At 43.3% G+C, this 24,108-nt stretch carries 22 protein-coding genes; 9 read left to right on the top strand and 13 right to left on the bottom strand.

Annotated elements, in window-relative coordinates; all coding sequences use genetic code 11:
• The first annotated feature begins 2 nt into the window (after positions 1 to 2).
• The 5 genes from efeB to ACERC8_RS03060 are packed head-to-tail and all read left to right on the top strand — an operon-like array spanning position 3 to position 4,164.
• The gene (gene efeB / locus ACERC8_RS03080) at positions 3 to 1,244 is read left to right on the top strand and encodes an iron uptake transporter deferrochelatase/peroxidase subunit (protein ID WP_373658438.1); all 1,242 of its coding nucleotides are present in this window, start codon (positions 3 to 5) and stop codon (positions 1,242 to 1,244) included.
• Positions 1,222 to 2,919, top strand: a complete 1,698-nt coding sequence (locus ACERC8_RS03075) for an FTR1 family protein (protein WP_373658437.1) — start codon at positions 1,222 to 1,224, stop codon at positions 2,917 to 2,919. The genes efeB and ACERC8_RS03075 overlap by 23 nt, the downstream gene beginning before the upstream one ends.
• Positions 2,916 to 3,620: a twin-arginine translocase subunit TatC gene (gene tatC, locus ACERC8_RS03070; protein WP_373658436.1), complete on the top strand. Its 705-nt coding sequence runs from the start codon at positions 2,916 to 2,918 to the stop codon at positions 3,618 to 3,620. Before ACERC8_RS03075 ends, tatC begins: the two co-directional genes overlap by 4 nt.
• 2 nt (positions 3,621 to 3,622) lie before the next feature.
• On the top strand, positions 3,623 to 3,796 hold the full coding sequence (locus ACERC8_RS03065; protein ID WP_373658435.1) for a twin-arginine translocase TatA/TatE family subunit: 174 nt from the start codon (positions 3,623 to 3,625) through the stop codon (positions 3,794 to 3,796).
• Positions 3,796 to 4,164, top strand: coding sequence for an OsmC family protein (locus ACERC8_RS03060; protein WP_373658434.1), 369 nt, complete (start codon positions 3,796 to 3,798; stop codon positions 4,162 to 4,164). Before ACERC8_RS03065 ends, ACERC8_RS03060 begins: the two co-directional genes overlap by 1 nt.
• 58 nt (positions 4,165 to 4,222) lie before the next feature.
• On the opposite strand, the gene xerS is transcribed toward ACERC8_RS03060, so the two are convergent.
• From xerS to ACERC8_RS03035, 5 genes are all read right to left on the bottom strand, one after another.
• The gene (xerS, locus tag ACERC8_RS03055; RefSeq protein WP_373658433.1) at positions 4,223 to 5,293 is read right to left on the bottom strand and encodes a tyrosine recombinase XerS; all 1,071 of its coding nucleotides are present in this window, start codon (positions 5,291 to 5,293) and stop codon (positions 4,223 to 4,225) included.
• A gap of 160 nt (positions 5,294 to 5,453) precedes the next feature.
• Positions 5,454 to 6,479, bottom strand: a complete 1,026-nt coding sequence (gene add, locus ACERC8_RS03050; protein WP_373658432.1) for an adenosine deaminase — start codon at positions 6,477 to 6,479, stop codon at positions 5,454 to 5,456.
• Between the two features lie 148 nt (positions 6,480 to 6,627).
• Entirely contained in the window at positions 6,628 to 8,187 is a 1,560-nt protein-coding gene (gene ffh / locus ACERC8_RS03045) for a signal recognition particle protein (protein ID WP_373658431.1), read from the bottom strand.
• A 90-nt stretch (positions 8,188 to 8,277) separates the two neighbouring features.
• The gene (locus tag ACERC8_RS03040) at positions 8,278 to 8,610 is read right to left on the bottom strand and encodes a putative DNA-binding protein (protein ID WP_373658430.1); all 333 of its coding nucleotides are present in this window, start codon (positions 8,608 to 8,610) and stop codon (positions 8,278 to 8,280) included.
• A 133-nt stretch (positions 8,611 to 8,743) separates the two neighbouring features.
• On the bottom strand, positions 8,744 to 8,953 hold the full coding sequence (locus tag ACERC8_RS03035; protein ID WP_373658429.1) for a hypothetical protein: 210 nt from the start codon (positions 8,951 to 8,953) through the stop codon (positions 8,744 to 8,746).
• A gap of 47 nt (positions 8,954 to 9,000) precedes the next feature.
• Here ACERC8_RS03035 and ACERC8_RS03030 point away from each other — a divergent pair, with 47 nt between their 5' ends.
• On the top strand, positions 9,001 to 9,918 hold the full coding sequence (locus ACERC8_RS03030) for a neutral zinc metallopeptidase (protein WP_373658428.1): 918 nt from the start codon (positions 9,001 to 9,003) through the stop codon (positions 9,916 to 9,918).
• Between the two features lie 38 nt (positions 9,919 to 9,956).
• Here the strand turns inward: ACERC8_RS03030 and ACERC8_RS03025 are convergent, their stop codons facing one another.
• The 5 genes from ACERC8_RS03025 to ACERC8_RS03005 form a co-directional block, all read right to left on the bottom strand.
• The gene (locus ACERC8_RS03025; RefSeq protein ID WP_373658427.1) at positions 9,957 to 10,415 is read right to left on the bottom strand and encodes a Fur family transcriptional regulator; all 459 of its coding nucleotides are present in this window, start codon (positions 10,413 to 10,415) and stop codon (positions 9,957 to 9,959) included.
• Positions 10,416 to 10,456: 41 nt separating this feature from the next.
• Entirely contained in the window at positions 10,457 to 11,449 is a 993-nt protein-coding gene (locus ACERC8_RS03020) for an aromatic acid exporter family protein (protein ID WP_373658426.1), read from the bottom strand.
• A 79-nt stretch (positions 11,450 to 11,528) separates the two neighbouring features.
• A complete protein-coding gene (gene pyk / locus ACERC8_RS03015) occupies positions 11,529 to 13,034 on the bottom strand; it encodes a pyruvate kinase (RefSeq protein ID WP_373658425.1) in 1,506 nt (501 codons plus the stop codon).
• Positions 13,035 to 13,067: 33 nt separating this feature from the next.
• Entirely contained in the window at positions 13,068 to 14,081 is a 1,014-nt protein-coding gene (pfkA, locus tag ACERC8_RS03010) for a 6-phosphofructokinase (protein WP_373658424.1), read from the bottom strand.
• A gap of 113 nt (positions 14,082 to 14,194) precedes the next feature.
• Positions 14,195 to 17,302, bottom strand: coding sequence for a DNA polymerase III subunit alpha (locus tag ACERC8_RS03005; protein ID WP_373658422.1), 3,108 nt, complete (start codon positions 17,300 to 17,302; stop codon positions 14,195 to 14,197).
• Between the two features lie 531 nt (positions 17,303 to 17,833).
• On the opposite strand from ACERC8_RS03005, the gene ACERC8_RS03000 reads away from it, so the two are divergent.
• The 3 genes from ACERC8_RS03000 to ACERC8_RS02990 all read left to right on the top strand — a co-directional run bounded on the left by ACERC8_RS03000 (position 17,834) and on the right by ACERC8_RS02990 (position 19,822).
• Entirely contained in the window at positions 17,834 to 18,205 is a 372-nt protein-coding gene (locus ACERC8_RS03000; RefSeq protein ID WP_018368935.1) for a GntR family transcriptional regulator, read from the top strand.
• Positions 18,206 to 18,337: 132 nt separating this feature from the next.
• Positions 18,338 to 19,036, top strand: a complete 699-nt coding sequence (locus tag ACERC8_RS02995; protein WP_373658421.1) for an ABC transporter ATP-binding protein — start codon at positions 18,338 to 18,340, stop codon at positions 19,034 to 19,036.
• A 9-nt stretch (positions 19,037 to 19,045) separates the two neighbouring features.
• The gene (locus tag ACERC8_RS02990) at positions 19,046 to 19,822 is read left to right on the top strand and encodes an ABC transporter permease (protein WP_373658420.1); all 777 of its coding nucleotides are present in this window, start codon (positions 19,046 to 19,048) and stop codon (positions 19,820 to 19,822) included.
• A gap of 62 nt (positions 19,823 to 19,884) precedes the next feature.
• Here ACERC8_RS02990 and ACERC8_RS02985 read toward each other — a convergent pair whose 3' ends face one another.
• The 3 genes from ACERC8_RS02985 to murF form a co-directional block, all read right to left on the bottom strand.
• Positions 19,885 to 21,429 (bottom strand): peptide chain release factor 3, encoded by a 1,545-nt coding sequence (locus tag ACERC8_RS02985; protein WP_373658419.1) that lies wholly within the window; start codon positions 21,427 to 21,429, stop codon positions 19,885 to 19,887.
• Between the two features lie 183 nt (positions 21,430 to 21,612).
• Positions 21,613 to 22,281, bottom strand: coding sequence for a TIGR02206 family membrane protein (locus tag ACERC8_RS02980; RefSeq protein WP_373658418.1), 669 nt, complete (start codon positions 22,279 to 22,281; stop codon positions 21,613 to 21,615).
• Positions 22,274 to 23,641, bottom strand: a complete 1,368-nt coding sequence (gene murF / locus ACERC8_RS02975) for a UDP-N-acetylmuramoyl-tripeptide--D-alanyl-D-alanine ligase (protein ID WP_373658417.1) — start codon at positions 23,639 to 23,641, stop codon at positions 22,274 to 22,276. Before murF ends, ACERC8_RS02980 begins: the two co-directional genes overlap by 8 nt.
• Between the last annotated feature and the right edge of the window lie 467 nt (positions 23,642 to 24,108).

Genomic DNA, 24,108 nt, shown 5'->3' with positions numbered 1-24,108 from the left:
CGATGACTCAAGATGATAAAAAAACAAGATTTTTCGACAAAAAACTGAGTAGACGAGATTTTCTCAAGCAGGCTAGTTTAGCAGGTGCTGGAGCACTGGTCGGTTCATCAGTCGTCGGAGGTCTCTTGACCAAGCAGGTTCAATCAGTTAAAAACGAGTTGGTCGGTCAGGATAGTTTTGCCTTTTACGGCCGTCATCAGGCCGGTATCGTCAGCCCAGTGCAGAAAAACATCTACCTTGTGGTACTCGATTTGGCGACAAAAGATAGAAATCAGTTGCGTCAGGTCTTTAAGGACTGGACGGTCTATGCTGAGAACCTCATTGATGGTAAGGCTGTCGAAGACGAACCAGATAACATTCACTTACCGCCAAAAGATACTGGAGAAACCGTCGGGCTAAATCCTTATCGCTTAACCTTGACCTTTGGCATTAGCAGACGTTTTCTGGAAAAATTAGGCTGGACCCATAAAATTCCTAGTGTTTTCAAAGAGTTTCCGCCCTTTCCTGGTGAGCAGCTAGAGGAACGTTATACAGGTGGCGACATCATGATTCAGGCCTGTGCAGATGATGAGCAAGTCGCCTTTCATGCTGTTCGCAATCTAATCAGGAAAGCCAGAGGTTCAGTCACCATGAAATGGAGTCAGTCTGGGTTTACAGCCATCGGCAACGGTAAGGAAACACCACGTAACCTTTTTGGATTTAAAGACGGAACTGCCAACCCAACAAAACCTAAAGCCCAGCAGGATATTATCTGGTACGATGGTAAGGACTGGCTGGCAGATGGGACATTTATGGCGATTCGAAAAATCCGCATACATTTAGAAACATGGGACAGAACCAGTTTGAATGAGCAGGAAAATACCTTCGGTCGTCATAAGATTAGCGGAGCACCCTTGGGAGAAACTGATGAATTTGCCACAGTCGATATTGAGAAAACAGATGCTCAAGGAAATCCTGTCATTCCTGTTGATTCTCATGTTCATCTGGCTAAGAAAACCGGTCTGGAGCTTTATCGTCGTTCTTATAGCTATTCTGACGGGATTAACGAGACAACAGGGCAATTTGAGTCTGGTCTGCTCTTTATCTCCTTTCAAAAGGACCCTGACCAATTTGTCAAAATCCAGACCATGATGGGGGCCAGTGATAAGCTTAATGAATACATCACTCATATTGGTTCTGGGCTATTTGCTTGCTTTGCTGGTGTCAAAAAAGGAGGCTATCTTGGTCAAGACTTATTTGAATAGACTTGTGTTGCTGATAATAGCGGCATTTGCCTTGTTTGTCAGCCCAGTTCATGCCCAGTCTTACAGTGAATTTTTTATCAAAATCTCCGATGCCAAAACAGCTCTACAAAATCATCAAGCAGACAAAGCTCTCACAGAGCTAGAAAATTTCCAGCAAGCATTTGTTGCTTTAGAAGAGAGCAAGTCTAAAGCAGGTCAGGAAGTTTTAGTTGCAGTAGCCGATAGCTTATCTGATAAAACCATCACAGAAGCTGAACTCACTAATCTATCCAAACAGTTGCTGCAGTTTGAACAGGAACAAAATCCTGTCGATTACGAGACCGAACTTGAAAAATTTGAGAACAAGGTTTTTCCAGCTCTTGAGCGCCTGCGCCAAACCATCAGCGGTGTAGAGGATAGAGAGGAGTTAAAAACAGCCTTTTTAGCCTTTAATAGTGTTTGGACACGTCATGAGGCTCGGGTTCGCCCAAGCATTAAGCATTATGGGCGTATCGAAACAGCTTTATCCTTTTTGCGAGCAGCTATCGAGACCGACCCTTTAGACAAAACACTCATCATTAGCCAGTTAAATGAGCTAGAAACGGCGCTTAAGGCATTTGTTTCAGGAGAAGACGTAGCTGCCATTTCCACGATTTCTAGTCTCAGTCAAGGCATTGCCACTCTAGAAGCAGCAGTAAAAGCTTCTAACGAGGGAAACTTGAGCAAGGGACAACAACAGTTGCGTGAATTTATTCTTGCCTGGCCGAGCTTTGAAAGTGCCGTCAGCACAAGGAATGCCAGTTTGTACCGTCAGGTAGAAAGCCAGATACCGATTATCATGGCAAAGTTTTCTGAAAAAGATTCGCAGCAAGACCTGCGTGACTTAATCAGTCAGTTAAAAACCATTGATACGACAGCGGCTTATACACCTTTTGATAGCATGTTGATTTTGCTACGTGAAGGAGTTGAAGCTCTGCTCATTGTTTTGAGTTTAGTGGGTGTCTTACGCTCAGTCGGGCAAAAGAAAGGCTTACGCTGGGTATATGGCGGAGCAGTAGCAGGACTAGTAGCGAGCGCAGTGACAGCTTGGTTGCTCCATCAGCTCTTTCCAACTTTTACCTCAGGTGCTAACCGTGAAATTTTAGAAGGATTTATTGGTATTTTTGCGGTTGTGATGATGCTGACCATCGGCATGTGGTTACATCGTAAATCTCAAGCTACTGCCTGGCAAGCTTATATGACAAAACAACTGTCCCTTGTCATGTCAACAGGATCTTTCTTTTCCATGTTTCTTCTATCATTTTTAGCTGTTTTTCGTGAAGGAGCTGAGGCCATTTTGTTTTATGCAGGCATGTTGCCTCACATTTCCCTGCCTGATTTTTTGATTGGTATTGGACTAGCCCTAGCCTGCTTACTCGTTTTGACCGTCATTTTCTTGAATTCTGCCAAACGATTGCCGATTAACCGTCTCTTTTATGTTTTGGGGTGGTTGATTTATGGGCTAGCCTTTAAGATGTTAGGTGTCAGCATTCACACCTTACAGTTGACCAATCAGGTTTCGAGCCATCACATCACTTGGCTGCCAAGTATTGACTGGTTGGGCATTTATCCGAGCTGGGAAGTTGTCCTACTGCAGATAATCCTTATTCTGGCGGTCGCTGTTAGCCTGTTTGTTATAAAAAGTAGGGAAGCATGACCCATAAAGAAGAAAGTATCTTAGAGCATTTGACCGAACTTAGGAAAAGGCTCATCATTGTCTTATTGACCTTTGTCGGATTTTTTATCCTAAGTCTGTACTGGTCACCTGAACTGTATCGTTTTATCACCAGTCCCCTGAAACAAAAATTGCTGGTTCTTGGTCCGAATGATATTTTATGGATTTATGTTCGGTTGGCGAGCTTGATGAGCTTCAGCCTGATATTGCCATTCATCACTTATCAGATTTGGGCTTATGTTCGTCCCGCGCTAAAACCTAGTGAAGTAAGAGGGGTACTGACCTATATTCCAGCTGTTTTTGCCTGTTTTATCACAGGCTTAGCATTTGGTTTTTATCTGGTTACACCGTCTTTATTTCGGGTCTTACTATCATTGGGAGATGATTTATTTATCACCCAGATAACAGCACAAAATTACCTGTCTTTCGTTTGGCACACCACCCTGCCGTTAGCTATTTTGTTTGAATTTCCAGTTATTATCGCCTTTTTGACACGTCTAGGTCTTGTTAATGCTCGCTTCCTAAGAAGCTATCGTAGGCAGGCTTATTTTGCCATGATTTGTTTGGCAGTGATGTTAACACCAGCAGATGTGATTAGTGACCTGATCATGAGTTTACCCTTGCTATTGATTTATGAAATTGGTATCATAGTAAGTAGAAGTGTAGAAAAGAAACGAGGATAATAATGGGATTGTTAAGAGATATTGGTGCACCAGGTGTTTTGGTTATTGTGATTGCAGCTCTGATTATCTTTGGACCGCAAAAACTACCAGAACTAGGCGCTTCCATCGGTAAAATGATTACCGAATTCAAAAAAGCTGTATCAGCCAATGAGGATGAGGATCAGGAGAACAAGTGATGTATCAGACATACGTCAAAGGGGAACAGCTATTTCAAGTGAAATCAACAGGTTATGGGGAGCCAATCACCACATTTGCAACAACTGAACAAGGAGAGACCCCTGTCAGTTTGGTTGTCGTTGCCCTAGCCTCTTGTGTCAGCATGTGTGTCCAAGGCTACTTTGCACGACGACACGGAAACGAGGATTTTCCAGTTGAGGTTTCTGCAAGCTATAGTGAGGCAACATTTGATATACAGGTTGCCCTATCAGAGCCAATACAGCCTGACCTTGAACTTGAGTTAGAAGCTTACATCGCCGATAAATGTCGGGTTAAGCAGTTATTGCACCCCGACCTTGTTATCAATATCGTATTCACAAGAAGTTAACCGTAAAAAAACACCGACTTTCCGAGTTGGTGTTTTACATAATTATAAATATGTAACATTATAGCTTGTTTAAGGCATCTTTTTGCTCATCATTGACAATATGGGTATAAAGGTCTGTGACTTGGGTATTGGCATGCCCGAGCTGGTGACTGACAAGGACCTGAGACTTGGTGGCATCGTAGAGGCGAGTGGCTAGCGTATGGCGGAGTTTGTGAGGAGTGACACGGATTTTGAAGTCAGCGGAGTACTTTGCCACCATTTTTTCAATAGAAGAAGCGTCGATACGATTAGCTTTACCGCGGTATTCAGACAAGAAAAAGGCAACATCCGTTTTTTCTGATCGGTAGCGTTGCTTGCGAATAGCGACATAGGCTTCCAGATACGGTTTGGCAAAATTTGCCACATTAACAGCATCGCGCTTGCCACCTTTTCGCGTCACGTCGATGATCATCATCTTGAGATTGACATCCTTGAGGTCGAGGTTGACCGCTTCGGATAATCGCACGCCAGACGCCAATAGCAGAGCTAAAATCGCTAAGTCCCGCTCCTTGTTTTTTCGGAAAGAAGAAGAAGCACGATTGGAGAGTTTGTGCTCGTACTCGGTGTTCACATAGTCGAGAAAGGCAGTCGTTTCATCACCTAAAAAGAGTTTTTGCTTGATGTTTTCCGCACGAGAGGCTAGAGTCTCTCTTTTTTTCTGGGTGGAGACTTTTTTCATGACATTGCGGTAAAAATAAGACTCTCCTTGTTCGTTTTCGACCTCTTCCGTCAGGTATTTATAAAGACTTGAAAGAGCTGACAGGGTACGGTTAATGGTCGTTTGCGAGACTCCCTGTTGGGTGGTATTAGCATTGAGCAGAGGACGCTCTCGTAGGTAGAGGATAAAGGCTTCGACATCTTTTTTGGTTAAATGTTCCAGTGTATCCAAGGGGATATCTGCCAGCCGCTGAGCACTGACCAAGTCTGTATCTTGCAACCATTCAAAAAATCGACGGTATTCCTTTAGATATTCGTACAGGGTCGTGAAACTATAAGGAACAGCGAGCTTGGACTGGTAATAATCCAAGACATACCAGGGCATCATTCCTTTTAATTCCTCAATTTTCTCCAATAACAACTCACGTCGCATAAATCACCTATACTATATCTTTCTATATAAGTAGTATAGCATAGAAAGATATATTTTTCAAGAAAATTATAGTTTTTCGGAAAGATGTAAGGTGAAAATTAGAGTAGGATGCGCTGACAATCTCAAGTATGAATTGTTTGCTCATCTCAACTCTGTCTAGTTAATTGCTGTCTGTGTTTAAAAATGGTGCGTAGCCCTGATGTAATTTTTCCAAAAGTTTCATTTTTTCCGCTGGAGTGGCAAAGCTGGCCTCTAAAGCATATTCATTAAACCTTAAAAAATCTGTTATAGATACCCCAAAATAATCAGCAAATAATTGGTATTCTTTTGTTAAATTGGTGTCAGAAACTGTTCGGTTATCGGTGTTTATCGTTATTCGTACGCCTTTATCGTAGAAAATATGGTAAGGATATTCACTTAATTCAGAAATTGCTTTTGTTTGAAGATTGCTTGTTAAGCATAATTCAGCAGTTGCTTCTTTCGCAACAAAATCGTCAAGAATCTCTGCTGATAAGGATAGGGCTGTCGCATGACCAAACCGCTTAATGCCTAGTTTCAGACCTTGTGCAATATTGTTAGCGCACCCGCATTCTCCAGCATGGAGGGTAAAAGGCAACCCTAGCGCCTGAGTATCTGTGATGATTTTTTCTAAAACACCAGTCGGAAAATCAGCCTCATTTCCTGCAAAGTCAAAACCAACTAGCCCTCGTGTCGCAAGACGACTAACTTCCTTAAACATGCGATAAGTTTCATCAAGATTTGACTGCCTCATCCCACAAGCCAAGGCTTTGACAACAATACCAAAATCATATTGAGCCTGTTCAAAGCCATCTAAAACCGCTTCGACGACTTCTATGGCAGTCAGCCCCTTAGCGGTGGATAGGGTTGGTGCGAAACGAATTTCAGCATAGATGGCACCTTCTTTAGCGGCTTGCTGAGCCACATCATAGGCAGCAAACCTCAGTGCTTTTTTAGTCTGTAACAAAGGAAGAATAGTATCAAAAGTACTTAGATAATCATTAAGGCTACTAATATCTGAAGGAGCTGTGACAAGTCTTTTTAACTCCTCATCGCTTTCTGGAAGACTGATATCGGCCCAACGGGCTAGTTGACGAATGGCTGAGAATGATAGGGAACCATCCAGATGGCAATGTAGCTCGGTTTTAGGTAGTTTTTTAATATCCATCTATAATACACCTTTTTTCATTCGGATTTTATCAATTATAACTGATAAAAAAATAAAAGTCAACTATTTTATTAATTAAAAAGTGCATGATTAAAAAACACCTTTTGTTTCTGTCAATCGCAGATCAAAAGGTGTGAGTTTGATTATCTTATTTACGCTTCTTCTTGGCCTTTTTCATTTTATTAACCTGACGTTTCATGGCGGACTTCATGGCAAATTCACCAATTTTCCCTTTGAGACCGCCGCCAAACATATCTGACATAGATGGCATAGCACCGCCCCCCATCATATCGCTGAGGGAAGACATATCCATACCACCAAAATCAGGCAGACCCCCCCCCATATTTTGGAGGTTTTTCGGCAGATTGTTGGGATTGATACCCATCTGCTTCATCATTTGAGTCATATCCCCATTCATCATCCCCTGCATCATGACCTTAGCTTGGTTAAAATCTTTGATAAACTTGTTGACCTCAACAAAGCTATTGCCTGAACCGCTAGCAATACGGCGACGACGGCTCGGTGTCAGTAAGTCTGGATTTTCCCGTTCTTCAGGGGTCATGGATGAGACAATGGCGCGTTTTCTAGCGATTTCGCGCTGGTCAACCTTGAGATTAGCAAGTGCCGGGTTACCAGCCATACCTGGTAGCATTTTAAGTAGGTCTTCCATTGGGCCCATGCTTTGTACCTGATTCAGCTGATCGATGAAATCATTAAAATCAAAGGTATTTTCCCGCATTTTTTCAGCCAATTCTAACGATTTTTTCTCATCATATTCGGCTGAAGCCTTCTCTATCAAGGTTAAGAGGTCACCCATCCCTAAGATACGACTGGACATGCGGTCTGGGTGGAAGGTTTCTATGTCAGTAATTTTTTCACCGATACCAGTGAACTTAATCGGCTTACCAGTAATGTGGCGGATAGACAAGGCGGCACCACCGCGAGTATCACCATCAATTTTGGTTAAAATGACCCCTGTGATGTCTAACTGGTCGTTAAATTCACGAGCAACATTGGCGGCTTCTTGACCAATCATGCTGTCGACAACCAGCAAAATCTCATTTGGCTGAGCTAGTGCCTTGACATCACGTAGCTCCTCCATAAGCTTCTCATCAATCTGCAACCGACCTGCCGTATCGATGAGGACGTAGTCATTGCGATTTATCTGTGCCTGCTTGAGACCTTCTGCTACGATTTGAACCGCAGGGACCTCTGTCCCCATATCAAAAACAGGGACATTGATTTGCTGACCTAAGGTTTTAAGTTGGTCAATGGCAGCTGGACGATAAATATCCGCTGCAATCATCAGTGGGCGAGCATTTTCTTCTTTGATGAGCTTGTTTGCGAGCTTGCCTGCAAATGTTGTTTTACCAGCCCCCTGCAAACCAACCATCATGATAATCGTTGGGATTTTTGGCGATTTGTTAAGACCAGCTGTTTCAGAACCTAAAATGGTTGTCAGCTCTTCGTTGACAATTTTGACAATTTGCTGACTGGGATTGAGCGTGTCGATGACTTCGTGACCAATGGCTCGCTCACGAACTTTTTTGATAAAGTCCTTAACGACAGGAAGAGCAACGTCAGCTTCTAAGAGAGCCAGACGAATTTCCTTGGTGACTTCTTGAACATCTTTTTCATTCAGCTTTTTCTTACCACGCAGGTTTTTGAAAACGCCCTGCAAGCGTTCGGTTAAACTTTCAAATGCCATAAAATATTACATAAAATAAATTATGTAAACCTCCTTTTGTCTATGTTTTGATGTAAATTTAATTTTTACATAAATAAAGTTACGTAAAAATCATTCACGGTTATCGATGTTGCTGAGGATGGCTAGTCGCTCTTGTAGGAACTCCTCCTCTGGATAGCGCTCTGCTATTTCTTCAAAAATCTGGGAACGAACGATGTAATCAGAGTACATATGGAGCTTCATCTCATAATCTTCTAAGATTTTCTCTGTCCGCTTGATATTGTCATAAACAGCCTGCCGACTAACTTGAAACTCCTCTGCAATCTCTGCTAAACTATAATCATCGGCATAGTAAAGCTCGATATAGTTCATCTGCTTATCTGTTAAGAGCGCTGCATAGAACTCAAACAAGGCGTTCATTCGGTTGGTTTTTTCAATTTCCATAGGTTTATTATAGCAGATTTTCCCTTGTTTTAATAGCATTTTCTATTAGGAAATACTATGTTTTTGCGTAATTATAATTATGTAAAAAGAGTTGGAAAGTATACCAACTCTAACCTTATCATGTAAACCGTAGTTAATTCTCATTTTTTTCTGCTTGTTTAGCTTCTTCTGCCTCTTTTTTGATTTTTTCAGTCATGAGTTTGGTGACTTTGCTGATTGAAACGATTTTGACAATAGAAAAAGCTACTAAAACAATAATAATAATTAGCTCAATGGACATGTTGCCTACCTTTCTAATTGCCATTATAACCTTTTCATAAACTAAAGGCAAGTCTAATGACATTTTTAAGAAAATAACGTATAATAAGGCTATCACTAAAGGAGAATCGTATGAAAACTGATCATTTACGAAAAAGTAACAACGTCGAAGACCGACGTGGGCAATCGGGTTCATTGCCAGGCGGGAACTATGGAAGACAAGGTGGCATGTCTGGTGGTAACATTTTACTACCACTATTATTTTCACGCATGGGCTGGAAGGGTAAATTACTTCTTCTCTTGCTTTTACTGGTCTTTGCTGGGGGAGGAATGGGGAATCTTCTGGGCGGAGATACTGGCTACTCTTCCTACCAATCAACTCAAGTTGGGACGCCAGCCAGTGATGTGACTGATGACGAAGCTGAATTTGTTAGTAAGGTTCTGGCATCGACAGAGGACTTTTGGACAGAAGAATTCCGTCGCCATGGTCAGACCTATAATGCGCCGAAGTTGGTCTTCTATACCGGACAAACACATACAGCTTGTGGAGTCGGACAGGCATCTTCTGGATCTTTTTACTGTTCAGCTGATCGAACTGTCTATTTAGATATTTCTTTCTATCGTGAATTAACGACCAAATACCGTGCCAAGGGTGATTTTGCGATGGCCTATGTCATTGCACATGAAGTCGGTCATCATGTGCAGAATGAGTCAGGAATCATGAACCAATACGCACGTTCACGTCAAGGGATGTCTGAAAAACAAGCTAATGAGCTAACTGTTCGTTTAGAACTGCAGGCTGATTATTATGCAGGCGCTTGGGCAAAATATGTTGATGGTCTAGGTTATCTTGATGTCGGCGATATTGAAGAAGCGATGGCTGCTGCTCATGCAGTTGGAGATGATACCTTGCAAAAAGAAGCTTACGGGCGAGTGGTGCCTGATAGTTTCACACATGGGACATCTGAGCAGCGTAAACGCTGGTTTGACCGTGGCTACCAGTATGGTGATATTGAACATGGTGACACCTTTAACGCTGTAACATTATAATCGAAAAAATCCATTCTGAACTTATTCAGAATGGATTTTTAATTGTTCTGACAGCTAGGACAAATCCCGTAGAGGAGAAACTGTTCCTTGCTGATTTTATAGCCAGTCGCCGATTGGGCAGTCTGTTTGAAAATCGAAACATCTGCATCCATGATATCCGCAATTTTGCCGCAAGACTCACACACAACATGCAAGTGCTCGTGACCTAAAAAGTCAAAATAAGTCGTGTTATCGTTAGAAAGTTTGAGTTCAGAGACAAATCCCGCTTCCACTAATACCCTCAAGTTATTATAAACGGTAGCCAGGCTCATTCCAGGAATCATAGGGAGTAGGTCTTGATAAATTTGCTCAGCACTAGGGTGATGCGTTGTGGTAATCATATAACGGGTGACAGCTTTTCGCGTTTCTGTAATCCGTATCTGCTTGCTCTTAAGGTGTTCAATAACATGATCATAGGCATTTTCCTGATCCGGTTTTAACAATGGTTGCTCTAGCATCAGCTCCTCCTTTTCAACTACTTCTTCTATTATAACAGATTTTATAGTTCAGGTGCCGAATTTGGCTCATTTTTGAGCAAGATTCCTTCATAATGCTGATAAAAATCCAACTTCACTTGAATAAAGTGTTGCATATCATTGAGTAACTGAAAGAGCAAGGCTCGATTTTCAAATGCTAATCGTGTCTGAGGCAGTTCTCGTTTGCGGAAAGAGGTCAAGAAAGCATCAATATCCTTGAGCAGTTTATAACCCGAATTTTTTTCACTAATTTGTTGGGCTGTTTCTGAAAATAGCTGAGCTAAAATAATGCTCTCTGGAGATGATTCCTTGAGTCCGTTGATGAGCTTTGCCATTCGTTTTAGAATAGTTGCTTGCATCCGTCTCATTTCAAAATAATGGACATCATAATTGGTTTGATGGAAGATTTGGTTATGACGTTCTTGATAAACTAGATCCAGGGCAGTTTCTAAAAGCTGTTCAAGCTCGATGACAAGCAAGCCTTCGTTAATACCGTTGCCTGACAGGAGAAAAGACTCGAATCGTCGCATAATCACTCGCAACTGATCCTCAACCTGCTGACGGTATTGGGCGATAGCTGTTGCTTTTGAGGGCATGTAGAGATTAACTACTAAAGCAAGCCCAGTCCCGATGCCAAACAAAGCCAATTCATTTAACAAAAGCTGGAACATTACTTGCCCTTCTTGAAAAAGATGAAGAACAAGGACAGTACTTGGCGCAATCCCTTTGTCAAGTTTCCAATAAAATGCCGAGGGCAAATAGAGCACCAGAAAAGAAGTTAAGCTAAGTTGTGAGAAACCTAGTATCGAAAAAACAAAACTAGATAGAAACAGACCCAACAAATTCGCCAGCAATCGCTCTTTTGCGACAAGTAAAGAGGTACGTCTCGTATCTAACACACTAAGTAAAGCGATAACACCAGCTGAATTAGCGTACAGCAAACCAAATTGATGAGCTAAATAGATCGCAAAACTAGTAGCAAGGACAAGCTTTATTGATTTTTGAACAATTGACATATCAGACCTACTTAATCAAATCAGAAGTGCAAAAAGCCAGTAGATAAGTAAGTATCTAACTGGCTACTAGCGGTTTAGATTATTGTACTGTACGTACACGCATTGTGTTGGTTGAACCAGCCACACCTACAGGAACTCCAGCAACGATAATGATGTTGTCACCTGCTTCGACAAGACCTTGTTCGATTGCAACTTTTTCAGCCAATTCGAACATGTCATCAGTTGATTTTGGCTTGTCTGTAACAACTGGGATAACACCCCAGTTGAGCATGAGGCTCTTTTGAACAAGTTCAGTAAATGTCACTGCGAGAATATCAGCATTTGGGCGGAATTGGGAAATAGCACGTGCAGTATGACCAGTTTCTGTCACAGTTACAACAAGTTTGATGTCCATTGAGTTAGTTGCATCTTTTACTGCTGAGGCGATGACATCTGTCTTAGAATCACGGTGGTAAGCGTCAGATGACAAGTGACCGTATTCATTAAGAAGGTGTTGGGCATTCTTATTGATAGTTGCCATAGTACGAACAGCTTCAACAGGGTATTTACCATTTGCTGACTCACCAGAAAGCATGGTTGCATCGGTACCATCAATGACGGCGTTGAACACATCAGAAACTTCTGAACGAGTCGCACGTGGCTTCTCAGTCATGGTTTCAAGCATGTTTGTTGCAGTGATTACTGGTTTACCAGCAGCGTTACATGCTGAAATGATTTGTTTTTGGTAAACAGGAACCATCTCAAATGGTACTTCGATACCCATATCACCACGAGCTACCATGATACCGTCTGAGGCTTCAAGAATCTCTTCAAGGTTCTCGATACCTTGTTGGTTTTCGATTTTAGAAATTAGTTGCACATGCTCATTGCCAGTCTCGCGAAGGATATTACGAACTTCTTCAACATCTTTAGCCGTACGAACAAATGAGATAGCAATGTAGTTGAGACCTTGCTCAAGACCGAAACGAATATCCGCGTTGTCACGTTCAGCAAGAGCAGGGAAAGGAATTTTGGTGTAAGGGATGTTAACACCTTTTTGTTTTTCGATCTTGCCATCGTTTTCGACACCAACGATAAATTCACGGGTATCCTCATCTTTTGCGATGACAGTCAAACCAAGTTTACCATCGTCAACTAAAATTTGGTTTCCTACAGCAACATCATCAAAAATATCAAGAGCACCTGCAACGTTGAGGGCGATGACATCACGTGTTGATTTGATACCTTGTTTAGTAGCGACACGCAACTGATCACCAGTTTTGTAATCATATCCCTTAGCATCGTCAGCAAAAAGTTCTGTACGGATTTCAGGACCTTTAGTATCAAGCAGGAAACCTACTTTTCTTCCCGCAATTTCTTCTGCACGACGCACAGTTGCCATACGAGCGCCTTGCTCAGCGTGGTCACCATGAGAGAAGTTGAAACGGAAGACGTTAGCACCTTCTTTAATTAACTGAGCGATAATTTGAGCTGATGCTTCAACATCAAGCTCACCAGCCCAATAACCTTCTTCACCGAAGCGTTTACCGCCACGGATTTCAACTGCAGGACCAAGGGTTGAGACAATTTTTACACGTTTATTCATTTGTTAGGATACTCCTTTTTGTTTTACGATAGATTAATGTGCTAAGTCACGGTTAAGGGCCGCAAAGTCAAGACGTGCCTTGTGTGGGTTATTAACAATAATATTGCCGTCTTCAGTCAAGCTAAACAGGGCACCTTCTTCTGCTGTACCAAGGATTGGGCTTTCAACCAATTCTTCGTTGTGAATACCAACAGCAAGACCTCCACGACCAGCTTTAAGCAACTCAACAGCATGAGCTCCCATCCATGAAGCAAGAACACGGTCACGTGGCGTTGGGTTCCCTCCGCGCAGGATATGACCAAGGTCTGTCACCCTGAGGTCACTTGTGTCACCGGCTGCTTTTAATTGCTCTGCGAAATCTTCTGCTCGCATCACCCCTTCAGCTAAGACGATAATGTGGTGATTTTTTCCTTTTTTCTCATACCCATCACGAATATTAGCAACAACATCATTGATGTCGTGCTCTTCTTCTGGGATAATGATTTGGTCAGCACCTGAGGCGATACCAGACCAGAGAGCAATATCACCGGCGTTGCGTCCCATAACTTCAACCACAAAGGTACGTTTATGGCTAAATGAGGTGTCGCGAATTTTATCCAAGGCTTCTGTCGCAGTATTAACAGCTGTATCAAAACCGATAGTAAAATCTGTACCGACAATGTCATTGTCAATTGTGCCAGGAACACCGATAGCTGGGAAGCCATGTTCTGTTAAACGCATAGCACCATGATAAGAACCGTCACCACCGATAACAACAAGACCTTCGATACCGTGTTTTTTCAGTTGCTCGATTCCTTTGAGTTGGCCCTCTAATTCCCTAAACTCAGGGTAGCGTGCAGACTGGAGGAAGGTACCTCCACGTGTTAAGCGATCAGACACCCCGCGAGCGTTTAGCGGGAAAATGTCTCCCTCAACCATGCCTTTGTAACCACGGTTAATACCATAGACCTCCATACCTTCGACAATCGCCTTACGAACGACGGCACGGACAGCAGCGTTCATACCAGGGGCGTCACCACCACTAGTTAAAACAGCAATACGTTTCATTTGTAACTCCTTTTCTAGGAAAATAACCAACTGTCAACCAGTTGACTCAAAATCAATTTGACTTATCTATTATAGCATAGTTAGAAAAAAATGTAATGAATAGTATCAAAATTTTATCGAAAAATCGTTTTCATTACAAGAGGTTTTAGTTCCTCAATCAGTGCAAGCGTTTTTTGCACTCGTGGCTGTTTTATCTGAAGTGTTTTCTTAGTGTCCTCATAGTGTAGAACGACAGGATAGTTACCAGGATGTTCTGTTAAAACAGCTAAAATTTCCTTGTCTTGGTCATGGTTAGACAGTTGAATCCAGCACTTTTCCGTGACAGGCTGATGCAGCTGGGAGAGAATCATCTGCAAGTTACCATTTCGCTCCTGCAAACGCCCCGTCATCAGGTAGATTTGCCCTTCCACTAACTGCTGATGGTACAACTGATAAGTTTCTGGGAAAAGGGTCACATCCAATTGTTGCTTGGTATCTGTTACGGTGGCAAAAGCCATTTGTTGCCCGTTCGTTTTTGTCCTAATGACGCGAAGTCTCATCAGTTGAACGAGAATGGTGGCTTGACTATTAACAACTAGCTCAGATAAAGGGATGAAATTACCCTGTTCTTGTTTGCTAATGGTTACAAGAGGGTGTGGACTAATGCCAACACCTAACAAGTCAATTTCTAGCTGATACTTCTCTGATGGGCTGTAATCCTCAGCAGTCAGCCAACTGTAGGAGCTACCCGAAAACAGACTACCTAGCTCGGTGACAAAGGTGAAGAGATGGCTTAGGTTGGAGATGATTTTACGACGATTGCGATCAAATTGGTCAAACAGTCCGACCTGCACCATGGGCTCTAGTAGCTCAGTTTTGTGGTACTTGACAGGTAGACGGGTGATGAAATCTTCTATGCTTTCGAAGGGTTGACTCGCTCTGCTTTCAAGAATCGAGTAAGCAAGCTCTCTTGGCACTGCCCGTAGGTGACGTAACCCAAGTGTAATCGTCTGCTCTGCTATTTTGTCATAGTAAGGAACCGTGTTTATCGAGAGTCGTCCCAGCTGAAAGCCTGCGGCTAGTGCATCGTCAATGTAATCGGTGTTCGAGTAATTGAGCATGACATCGTAAAAAACGGCTGGGTAGTGGGCCTTAAAATAGCAGAGCTGAAAAGCTAATGCTGAATAAGCAAAAGCGTGGCTTCGGTTAAAACCGTATCCTGCAAATTTTGCCATCATTTGATAGAGGCGTTTTGCTGTCTCTAGGTTGCGACCAAGTGTAGCCGCGCCTTGAAGGAATTCTGTTTCCATCTTGTTCATTTCAGCCTTATCTTTTTTCGACATAGCACGCCTTAGCAAATCGGCTTTTCCAAGGCTAAAGCCAGCATAGGCCTGGGCAATCTGCATCACCTGCTCCTGGTAAAGCATGATACCATAGGTTGGTGCTAGAATCGGTGCGACCACATCATCGATTAAATCAACGGCTTCTCTTCCTTCTCGTCGCTTGATAAAATTATCGATGTAATCACTAGCCCCTGGACGATTGAGGCTGGTCGTTGCGACAACATCTTCAAATCGTCTTGGCCTAATTCGTTTCAACAGGTTAATAGCCCCAGCTTGTTCAAATTGAAAAATGCCCTTGGTCCGACCTTGGGCAAACAGTGCCAAGGTTGCTGAGTCTTCTAGGTCAATAGCTGCAATGTCAATCGTAACACCTGTCTCTTCCTTGACTTTTTCTGCCATTTTTTGAACAAAGGTCAAATTTCTTAAGCCTAAAAAATCCATTTTCAAGAGGCCATTTGCTTCGATGGCAGGAGCATCATACTGCGTGATGAACATCTCCTCTCCATTTTTAAGGGGAATATGGTCTGTAAGCTCATCGTCACTCATCACGATACCAGCCGCATGGATAGAGGTCTGACGTGGCTGTCCTTCAATACGCTTGGCGATAGCGAAAGCCTTTTGGTATTCGGGCTTACTGTTGATGAGCTGTCGAAAGCTGATATTGTTCTCGTAAGCGCTGGCTAATGTGTCTCTGAAACCGATTTTCTTCGTTATGTTGGTTAATTCGTATTCAGACGTTCCGAAGCGTTTGAAAACATCACGAATAGCTTGCTTAGCACCAAATGTTGAAAAAGTGATAATTTGAGCGGTGTGCTGACTGCCATAACGATCACGGACATAGCGTAGAAACTCACTACGATAAAGGTCAGGCAGGTCAATATCAATATCTGGCATGCTGTAACGTTCGCGATTGAGGAAACGTTCAAACAGTAAATGATTAGCCACGGGATCAATACCAGTAACATCTAGGGCGTAAGCGACAAGACTGCCAGCTGCAGAACCTCTTCCCATACCCATATAATAGCCTTGATGACGTCCGAAACGGAGCAAGTCCCAAACAATAAGAAAGTAATCATCAAAGCCCATGTCGTGGATAACGGCCAACTCTTCATCTAATCGATTGCAGTAAAGGGGCTGCCAGAGATTTTTTGAACGCAGTCCTTGTTCTGAACGGTCACGTAATTCTTCATGGGCAGGGCGGTTTCGGTTAAACCGCGGTAGTTTTAGAGCTGTATCAAACTGATAATCGATACCTGTCACCAAATGTTCGAGGTTTTCCAAAGCTTCTGGAAACCTTTGTCTGAACTGCTCGGTCATCTGTTCAGCAGGATAAAGCAACTGATGAGAGGTTGGCTGCGGAATATCTCGCAAAGGTAGATTATCACGGATAGCATGCAAAACGCGTAATTCCTGCGTCTCTTCCTCGCGAAAGTAACGAACAGTTTGTAGAGCGAGCAGTGGACGGTTAAACACTTTTTGCGGACTATCTAAAAAAACACCGATAAAGGCATGATGGGGCAAGTCCAGCTCTTCAATGCCCTCTTGGTAGGGGACAACAACAGCAACATCATCAGTTTCTGGCAGGTCAGGGACAACATCATCAGTGAGCCGTTGACTGGAGTATTTGAGCAAGGTTTTGTAGCCTGCTGTGTTCCTAGCAATGAGATAAATTGGCAATTCCAGCCCAGCAATCGCTTGATGGATTTCAATCCCTAGAATGGGTTGCAAGTCAGCAGCTTTAGTCTGACGAATAAAATGATAAGCAGCGTAGAGGTTCTCCTTGTCCATGATACCAATGCTCTGATAGCCCAAAGCTTTAGCTGTACTGATGTAGGTTGGCAAATCAATCAAACTATCTAAAAATGAGTAGACTGTCTTTGTGTCTAAGGGTACAAACATTCTGACCTCCTCAAAACTTGTGGCAGTAGTTTTTCTGGGAACAACTACTACTTGATGCTTATGTCTATTATACTATTTTATAAAAGAGTTTTCACTTGACAAATCTAAGTTTTTTTCGTATGATTAGAATAGTACAAACTAATGCTTGAGAAATCAAGAGTGTGGCAAGCGTTACAGCCTTCCATGTTATTGTTATTAAATCAACGAGACACAATGGTTAGGGGTAATTTTTATCAGCTTTGTTGGATGTTGAGTTTTCCCTCCACCGTTCTAGTAGGTACTTTAGTGTTGAAAAACACTGCTGGGTCCCTCAATCCCTACGGACTTTAAAGGTCAATCATCTTGATTGACGGAACAACTCGTCAAATGCGCTAGTCTCAGCAACCTAAAAACAAAGGTTGGACTAGGCAAAGCAGCACGACAACATCAACTGCTGATAAATGACTGATTGAGTTTCACCTTCATCTCATTTATTAGATAGGAGATAAACTAACAGACCCTTTGGGTCGTTGAAGCGAAAGGACAAAGATTATGGTCTGGACATTTGACGAAAGATCGCCCATTTATTCACAAATTGTGCAAGAAATCAAGCTACAAATTGTTAGCTACCAAATAAAGAGTGGCGAGCAGTTGCCAACGGTGCGTGATTTTGCAGAAAAAGCTGGTGTAAATCCTAATACGATGCAGCGTGCTTTTACAGAATTAGAACGTGAGGGCTTGGTTTATGCCAAGCGGACATCTGGACGTTTTGTAACTGATGATCAGGAACTCATCGACCAAAAACGTCACGAACTCGCTGCAAATGAAATTGCAACCTTTATCAAAAAAATGCTGACCCTTGGTTTTAGCGAGAAGGACATCACTTCTGAGATTAAAGCTTATCTCAAGGAAACTAAAGGCTAAGAAATTTTCCAAAAAGAGTGGAGACTCACTACTTATCTTAGCGATAATGTTAGGAATAAGTAATAGCATACCCTTTACCTCAATGCCTCTACTCGTTTACCTCTATACGATAAGAAGATAAGGAGACTGACAATGACGCACTTATTGCACCTACATCACCTCAGTAAATCATATGGCAATCACCAAGCCATCAATGACTTGAACTTGACAATTGATGCTGGAAAAATTATCGGTCTATTGGGACCAAATGGAAGTGGGAAAACAACCCTCATCAAACTCATCAACGGTCTGTTGCAACCAAGTTCTGGTGAGTTGCTTGTAGATGGTCAACGCCCTTCGCCAGCAACCAAAGCTATCGTATCCTATCTACCAGATACCACTTACTTACGAGACGACATGAAGGTATCAGACCTCTTAACCATGTTCAACGATTTTTATAGTGATTTTGACCATGGCAGAGCGATAATCTTGTTGGCTGACCTTGACATTGACCCAACTAGTCTCATGAAAAACCTGTCCAAAGGAAACAAGGAAAAAGTTCAACTGATTCTTGTGATGAGTCGTCGTGCTAAACTTTATGTGCTTGATGAACCAATTGGTGGGGTTGACCCTGCTGCACGAGATTATATCTTACGCACCATCATCAATAATTATAGCCCTGATAGTTCTGTCATCATCTCTACTCATCTCATCAGTGATGTCGAGCCGATTTTAGATGAGGCCATTTTCATCAAAAAAGGGGAACTTGTCTTACAAGGCAACACCGATGACCTGCGAACTGAGCATGGGAAATCAATTGATGCTCTCTTTCGTGAGACATTCAGAGTTTAGGAGGATACTATGTTTGGAAAACTCATCAAATATGAAATTAAAGCTGCAGGGAAATGGTATCTGTTGCTCTATCTGGCAACCTTAATCATCTCACCAATTTTTGGATTTGTTACCAGGGCTTGGCTCGACAATACCTTAGAATACTCAGAAAGTATCTTTTCCTTACAGGATCATCTCTACTTTCTTGCTTTACTAACGATTATTGCTCTAACCATCGGTTTAGGACTTGCAACCCTGTTTTTAGTCATCAACCGCTTCTATAAAAACATTTATGGGCGCGAGGGCTACCTAACGTTAACCTTGCCGGTGTCAAATCATCAGATTATCCTATCTAAATTAACGGCGGCGTTTTTCTGGATGACTGCCTCATCAGCAACAGTAGTCTTGGCTTTCTTCTTTTTCATTGCGCCATTAATTGATTTACCAAATCTCTTGGTGCTATTGCCAAACCTCTTGCCCCAACTTTCTCAGTATATTTCAATTCCTCTACTTCTGTTGGTGGTCATCGTCAGCCAGTTAGCAAGTATTTTACTGATTTATTTGGCGATTTCCATCGGTCAACTCTTTCAGAATCGGCGTGAACTGATGAGTGTTGTCGCTTATTTTGCCCTTTATATTCTGATTAGTTTCTTATCAAGTTTTATCTTGCCAGACTCAAGCAGTGATACAGGATTATTATTCGATAATGGCTACCTTATTTTTGTACTCTTGACATCAGCTGTTCAGGGTGTAGGATGCTACTTGGCGACAAATTATATCATGACACATCGATTAAACTTGCAATAAAATCTAAAAAAAGCTTAGCATTAAGGTCTCATTAACCCTAATGCTAAGCTTTTTAATAACATCTACATCTTCTCTTCCAATTCCACTTTGGGATACTTGTCCGCAAACCAACGCAGGGCAAAGTCGTTTTCAAAGAGGAAGACGGGCTGACCAAAGCGGTCTTTTGCTAGGATATTGCGGCTAGAAGACATACGCTCGTCTAGGTCTTCTGGCTTGATCCAGCGAACGGTTTTCTTGCCCATGGGTGTCATGACAACCTCGGCATTGTACTCACCTTCCATGCGGTGCTTAAAGACTTCAAACTGGAGCTGACCGACCGCTCCCAGCATGTATTCGCCTGTCTGGTAGTTTTTGTAGAGCTGAATCGCCCCCTCCTGCGCCAGCTGCTCAATGCCTTTGTGGAAGGATTTTTGCTTCATGACATTCTTAGCGGAGACCTTCATGAAAATCTCTGGAGTAAAGGTCGGCAGAGGTTCAAATTCAAACTTGTTCTTTCCAAAGGTCAAGGTATCGCCGACTTGGTAAGTTCCTGTATCGTAGACACCGATAATGTCGCCAGCCACCGCATTTTCGACATTCTCACGGCTTTCCGCCATAAACTGGGTCACATTGGACAACTTGGCTCCCTTGCCAGTGCGAGGGAGATTGACCGCCATCCCACGGGTAAACTCGCCTGACACCACACGAACAAAGGCAATCCGGTCACGGTGACGAGGATCCATATTGGCTTGAATTTTGAAGACAAAGCCTGAAAAATTCTTATCCAGTGGGTCAATGACCTCACCTGTCGTGGTCTTGTGACCGTGCGGCTCTGGTGCAAACTCTAAGAAAGTATCAAGGAAGGTCTGCACGCCAAAGTTGGTCAAGGCTGATCCAAAGAAAACAGGGGTCAAATCTCCAGACAAAATCGCCTCACGGGAGAACTCATTTCCAGCTTCAGCCAAGAGCTCAATGTCTTCCAAAACCTGCTCATAAAAGGGGTTATTGGCAAAGAGAGCTCCGCCATTTTCCAAAGGCGCAAACCGCTCCTCACTACGGTACAGCTCCAGACGTTGGTTATGCAGGTCATAGAGCCCCTCAAAGCTCTTGCCCATCCCAATCGGCCAGTTCATCGGATAGCTAGCGATGCCTAGCACCTCCTCCAGCTCTTGGAGCAAATCTAAGGGCTCACGACCATCGCGGTCCAGCTTATTGATAAAGGTAAAGACAGGGATATTGCGGTGCTTGACGACCTCAAAAAGCTTTTTGGTCTGCGCCTCAATCCCCTTGGCCGAATCAACGACCATGACCGCCGCATCCACCGCCATCAGGGTCCGATAGGTGTCCTCAGAGAAGTCCTCGTGCCCCGGGGTGTCCAGGATATTGACCCGCTTGCCCGCATAGTCAAACTGCATGACAGACGAGGTCACCGAAATCCCCCGCTGCTTCTCAATGTCCATCCAGTCGGACTTGGCAAAGTTACCAGTCCTCTTGCCCTTGACCGTCCCAGCCTCGCGAATCTCACCCCCAAAGTAGAGGAGCTGCTCAGTGATGGTGGTCTTTCCTGCGTCTGGGTGACTGATGATGGCAAAGGTACGGCGTTTTTGAATCTGATCTTGTAAACTCATGGTATTTCTTTCTTCTTTTTTGATAAATAGCAGAGCTGGTCTGCTGGTTTTCAATACGGATATGATGATTGTCTATTGCTACATTGGATAGTCCTCTTATAATCTTAACCCTCCTATTATACCAAAAAAGAAGGGCTTTTTCAAACCTTATAAAAATTCCTCCTGAAAAACAGAAGGAATTAGTTAACTAAGCTCTAGCAATCGCTTCTGCCCTTTCTGCACCAAGGCTACCAAGGCAAGGTTGGCAAGCGTAACAAGAACAAGATTGAGCCAGATATTATGGCTGTTGACCAGAGGTGTTACCGCTAAGAATCCGTAATTTCCGCCTGTCAGCTGGTTGACCAACAAGAGGAACAAGTTAATCACCAAGCTATACGTCAAACTCCTCAGCACAGTGAGGTTTTCCTCTTTCTGTTTACCAAGTAGATACAGCCAGCCATTGACAAAGAGGGTGTAGTGCCCCAGCACAAAGGAAGCAGTCGTCACATGCCAGATAGGAAAGGGATCAAAAACAGGATAAACAAAGGCAACAATGGCACCACCAATCCCTAAATAAGCGAGATAATCTTTGATGAGCGATGCTTTTGGCAAGAAGAGTACCGCAAACATGGCAATCCGGCAATGGTAAAGTGGCAAACTCTCCTCCAGCGGAAAACCGTCTGATAGGTACCAGCTATACAGAAATACCAATTGTACCAGCTGCAACCCTTGGAAAATCCGTTGATAGGCTACTTTGTCTCTATAGCGAATGGTCAGCAAAAGCAAAATCGGTAACATTCCTAACAAGCTAGCACGCACCAACAAAGATAGCTCAGGAGCTTGACTAGCTTGGGTCGTGAAAAAATCAGGCATTCTCAACCTCCAGTGCCTCTACCACATGGCTCAAGTTCATGGAATTGGACCCCTTAAAGAGGACTTGGTCGGCTGGCTCAAGGACTGCTCTGAGCGCCTGCGTCAATTCCTCTAGCTGATCTAGATTTTTTGTCTTGATAAAATGGCTGACGCGACCAGCTGGAAAGACTGATACAGCCTGATCATAGAGCGCTCGGATGTCCTCCCCATAGAGGAAGACCCTGTCTAGCACCTTGGGGTCTAGGCTGTCCATCATCTGAGCATGAAGGTCAAAACTAGCTGCTCCTAACTCCTTCATATCTGCCAAGACCACGATTTTTTGCCCGCCAGGATTTTTAGGAATGGCTGAAAAGGTCTCTAAAATCAAGCGCATCGCCGTCGGATTGGCATTGTAGACATCGCTAAGCAGGTCAGCACCGTTGGCTGCCTTTTTCCACTCGGTACGGTTGCGGGTCAAGACGAGATCAGCTAGACTGGTCACAATCGCCTCTTCTGTCACCCCTAGTTCCTTGCCGACATAGGCTGCCAGCATGGCGTTGGTGGCATTGTACTTGCCTGTCACAGGCAGATGAAGCCCTTTCGCCATAAAATTGACCGAAAAGTCCACACTCTCTTTGTGCTCGACAAGTTCTGTCAGCTGGATGTCCTGACCAGCCCTGATGATAGTCTGATGGTGAGGTAAAAATGGCAGAATAATCTCATCGTCTGGAACAATCAGCAAGCCCCCGTCTGGCATGTGGTCAGTGATTTGCATCTTGCCCTCAGCGATTTTTTCCCGACTACCAAAGAACTCCAAATGCGCCTCTCCAATCATGGTCACCACAGATAGACGAGGGCGTGCAATCTTAGACAGTAGCGCAATATCACCCAGACGATCCTGCCCCATCTCCAGCACCAGCTTTTCTGTATCATCTGGCATCTGAAAAACAGTGTAGGGCAGCCCAATCTCGTTGTTGTAGTTGCCTTTGGTCTTGTAGGTCTTGTAGGTAGTTGCTAGGACTTGGGCAATCATGTCCTTGGTCGTGGTCTTGCCATTTGAGCCTGTGACAGCGATGACCTCCACCTGCATTTTGTCAATGTAGTAGCTAGCCAGCTCTTGCAAGGCTACCAAGCAATCATCGACCAACAAGTGAGGGCGCTCTCCCAAGTCACGCTCCGAAAAGGTCGCTACTGCACCGTTCTCAAAAGCTGTCTCGATAAAGTCATGACCATCCCTAGCACCCTTGAGCGGGACAAAAAGATGGCCTGATGCAATCTTTCGGCTATCAAACTCTAGTCCTGTCAGTGGCAGGTCATCAAAGGCAGCCACATCATTTTTAGCACCCACCACTTGGGCGATTTCGTGTAAGGTTAATTTCATTGATTCTCCAAATTCTCATCAAGATCGGTAAAGCTATCCAGGTAACCAGCCAGCTCCTCTGGTTTTGGTAGCTGAAATCGTAAGTTGTCATGAGCATAGCTAGGGTCATAACTAATGATTTCTTGTCGCTCACGGATCGGTCGATAAGTGTTTTTCTGGTATAAATACTCGGTTAAAAGTTTGGTCTTCTGAAAAAAACAAACCAGAGGTCTTATGGGTGTACACAATGGTATAAGCCTGCCCTTGATAGACAACATCAGCGTAGCCATAGGACCATTACCCAATAGTCAAGAGGATAACAGCAAGAGCTGTCCCAAAATACAGAACAGCAGGTAGCATCAAGAAACAGAGAATACTTAGCAGGTACCTCAATACCGTCGACTGATTTTTCTGAATCGGTTACACTAAACTAGACAGAATTTATAAAGTGTTCTACACTAAAGAAAACAGGAGAACTCTATGTCTAG

The organism is Streptococcus sp. E29BA (assembly GCF_041807805.1).
Classification (GTDB): Bacteria; Bacillota; Bacilli; order Lactobacillales; family Streptococcaceae; genus Streptococcus; species Streptococcus entericus.
The sequence above is the reverse complement of the archived record's forward strand: the minus strand, read 5'-3'. Positions and strand labels throughout refer to the sequence as shown.

What these genes read in the sequence shown, in the direction of transcription:
- efeB (WP_373658438.1), top strand. Translation starts at nt 3, where the DNA reads ATGACTCAAGATGATAAAAAAACAAGATTTTTCGACAAAAAACTGAGT.
- tatC (WP_373658436.1), top strand. Translation starts at nt 2,916, where the DNA reads ATGACCCATAAAGAAGAAAGTATCTTAGAGCATTTGACCGAACTTAGG.
- ACERC8_RS03065 (WP_373658435.1), top strand. Translation starts at nt 3,623, where the DNA reads ATGGGATTGTTAAGAGATATTGGTGCACCAGGTGTTTTGGTTATTGTG.
- ACERC8_RS03060 (WP_373658434.1), top strand. Translation starts at nt 3,796, where the DNA reads ATGTATCAGACATACGTCAAAGGGGAACAGCTATTTCAAGTGAAATCA.
- xerS (WP_373658433.1), bottom strand. Translation starts at nt 5,293, where the DNA reads ATGCGACGTGAGTTGTTATTGGAGAAAATTGAGGAATTAAAAGGAATG.
- add (WP_373658432.1), bottom strand. Translation starts at nt 6,479, where the DNA reads ATGGATATTAAAAAACTACCTAAAACCGAGCTACATTGCCATCTGGAT.
- ffh (WP_373658431.1), bottom strand. Translation starts at nt 8,187, where the DNA reads ATGGCATTTGAAAGTTTAACCGAACGCTTGCAGGGCGTTTTCAAAAAC.
- ACERC8_RS03040 (WP_373658430.1), bottom strand. Translation starts at nt 8,610, where the DNA reads ATGGAAATTGAAAAAACCAACCGAATGAACGCCTTGTTTGAGTTCTAT.
- ACERC8_RS03035 (WP_373658429.1), bottom strand. Translation starts at nt 8,953, where the DNA reads ATGTCATTAGACTTGCCTTTAGTTTATGAAAAGGTTATAATGGCAATT.
- ACERC8_RS03030 (WP_373658428.1), top strand. Translation starts at nt 9,001, where the DNA reads ATGAAAACTGATCATTTACGAAAAAGTAACAACGTCGAAGACCGACGT.
- ACERC8_RS03025 (WP_373658427.1), bottom strand. Translation starts at nt 10,415, where the DNA reads ATGCTAGAGCAACCATTGTTAAAACCGGATCAGGAAAATGCCTATGAT.
- ACERC8_RS03020 (WP_373658426.1), bottom strand. Translation starts at nt 11,449, where the DNA reads ATGTCAATTGTTCAAAAATCAATAAAGCTTGTCCTTGCTACTAGTTTT.
- pyk (WP_373658425.1), bottom strand. Translation starts at nt 13,034, where the DNA reads ATGAATAAACGTGTAAAAATTGTCTCAACCCTTGGTCCTGCAGTTGAA.
- pfkA (WP_373658424.1), bottom strand. Translation starts at nt 14,081, where the DNA reads ATGAAACGTATTGCTGTTTTAACTAGTGGTGGTGACGCCCCTGGTATG.
- ACERC8_RS03005 (WP_373658422.1), bottom strand. Translation starts at nt 17,302, where the DNA reads ATGTTTGTACCCTTAGACACAAAGACAGTCTACTCATTTTTAGATAGT.
- ACERC8_RS03000 (WP_018368935.1), top strand. Translation starts at nt 17,834, where the DNA reads ATGGTCTGGACATTTGACGAAAGATCGCCCATTTATTCACAAATTGTG.
- ACERC8_RS02995 (WP_373658421.1), top strand. Translation starts at nt 18,338, where the DNA reads ATGACGCACTTATTGCACCTACATCACCTCAGTAAATCATATGGCAAT.
- ACERC8_RS02990 (WP_373658420.1), top strand. Translation starts at nt 19,046, where the DNA reads ATGTTTGGAAAACTCATCAAATATGAAATTAAAGCTGCAGGGAAATGG.
- ACERC8_RS02985 (WP_373658419.1), bottom strand. Translation starts at nt 21,429, where the DNA reads ATGAGTTTACAAGATCAGATTCAAAAACGCCGTACCTTTGCCATCATC.
- ACERC8_RS02980 (WP_373658418.1), bottom strand. Translation starts at nt 22,281, where the DNA reads ATGCCTGATTTTTTCACGACCCAAGCTAGTCAAGCTCCTGAGCTATCT.
- murF (WP_373658417.1), bottom strand. Translation starts at nt 23,641, where the DNA reads ATGAAATTAACCTTACACGAAATCGCCCAAGTGGTGGGTGCTAAAAAT.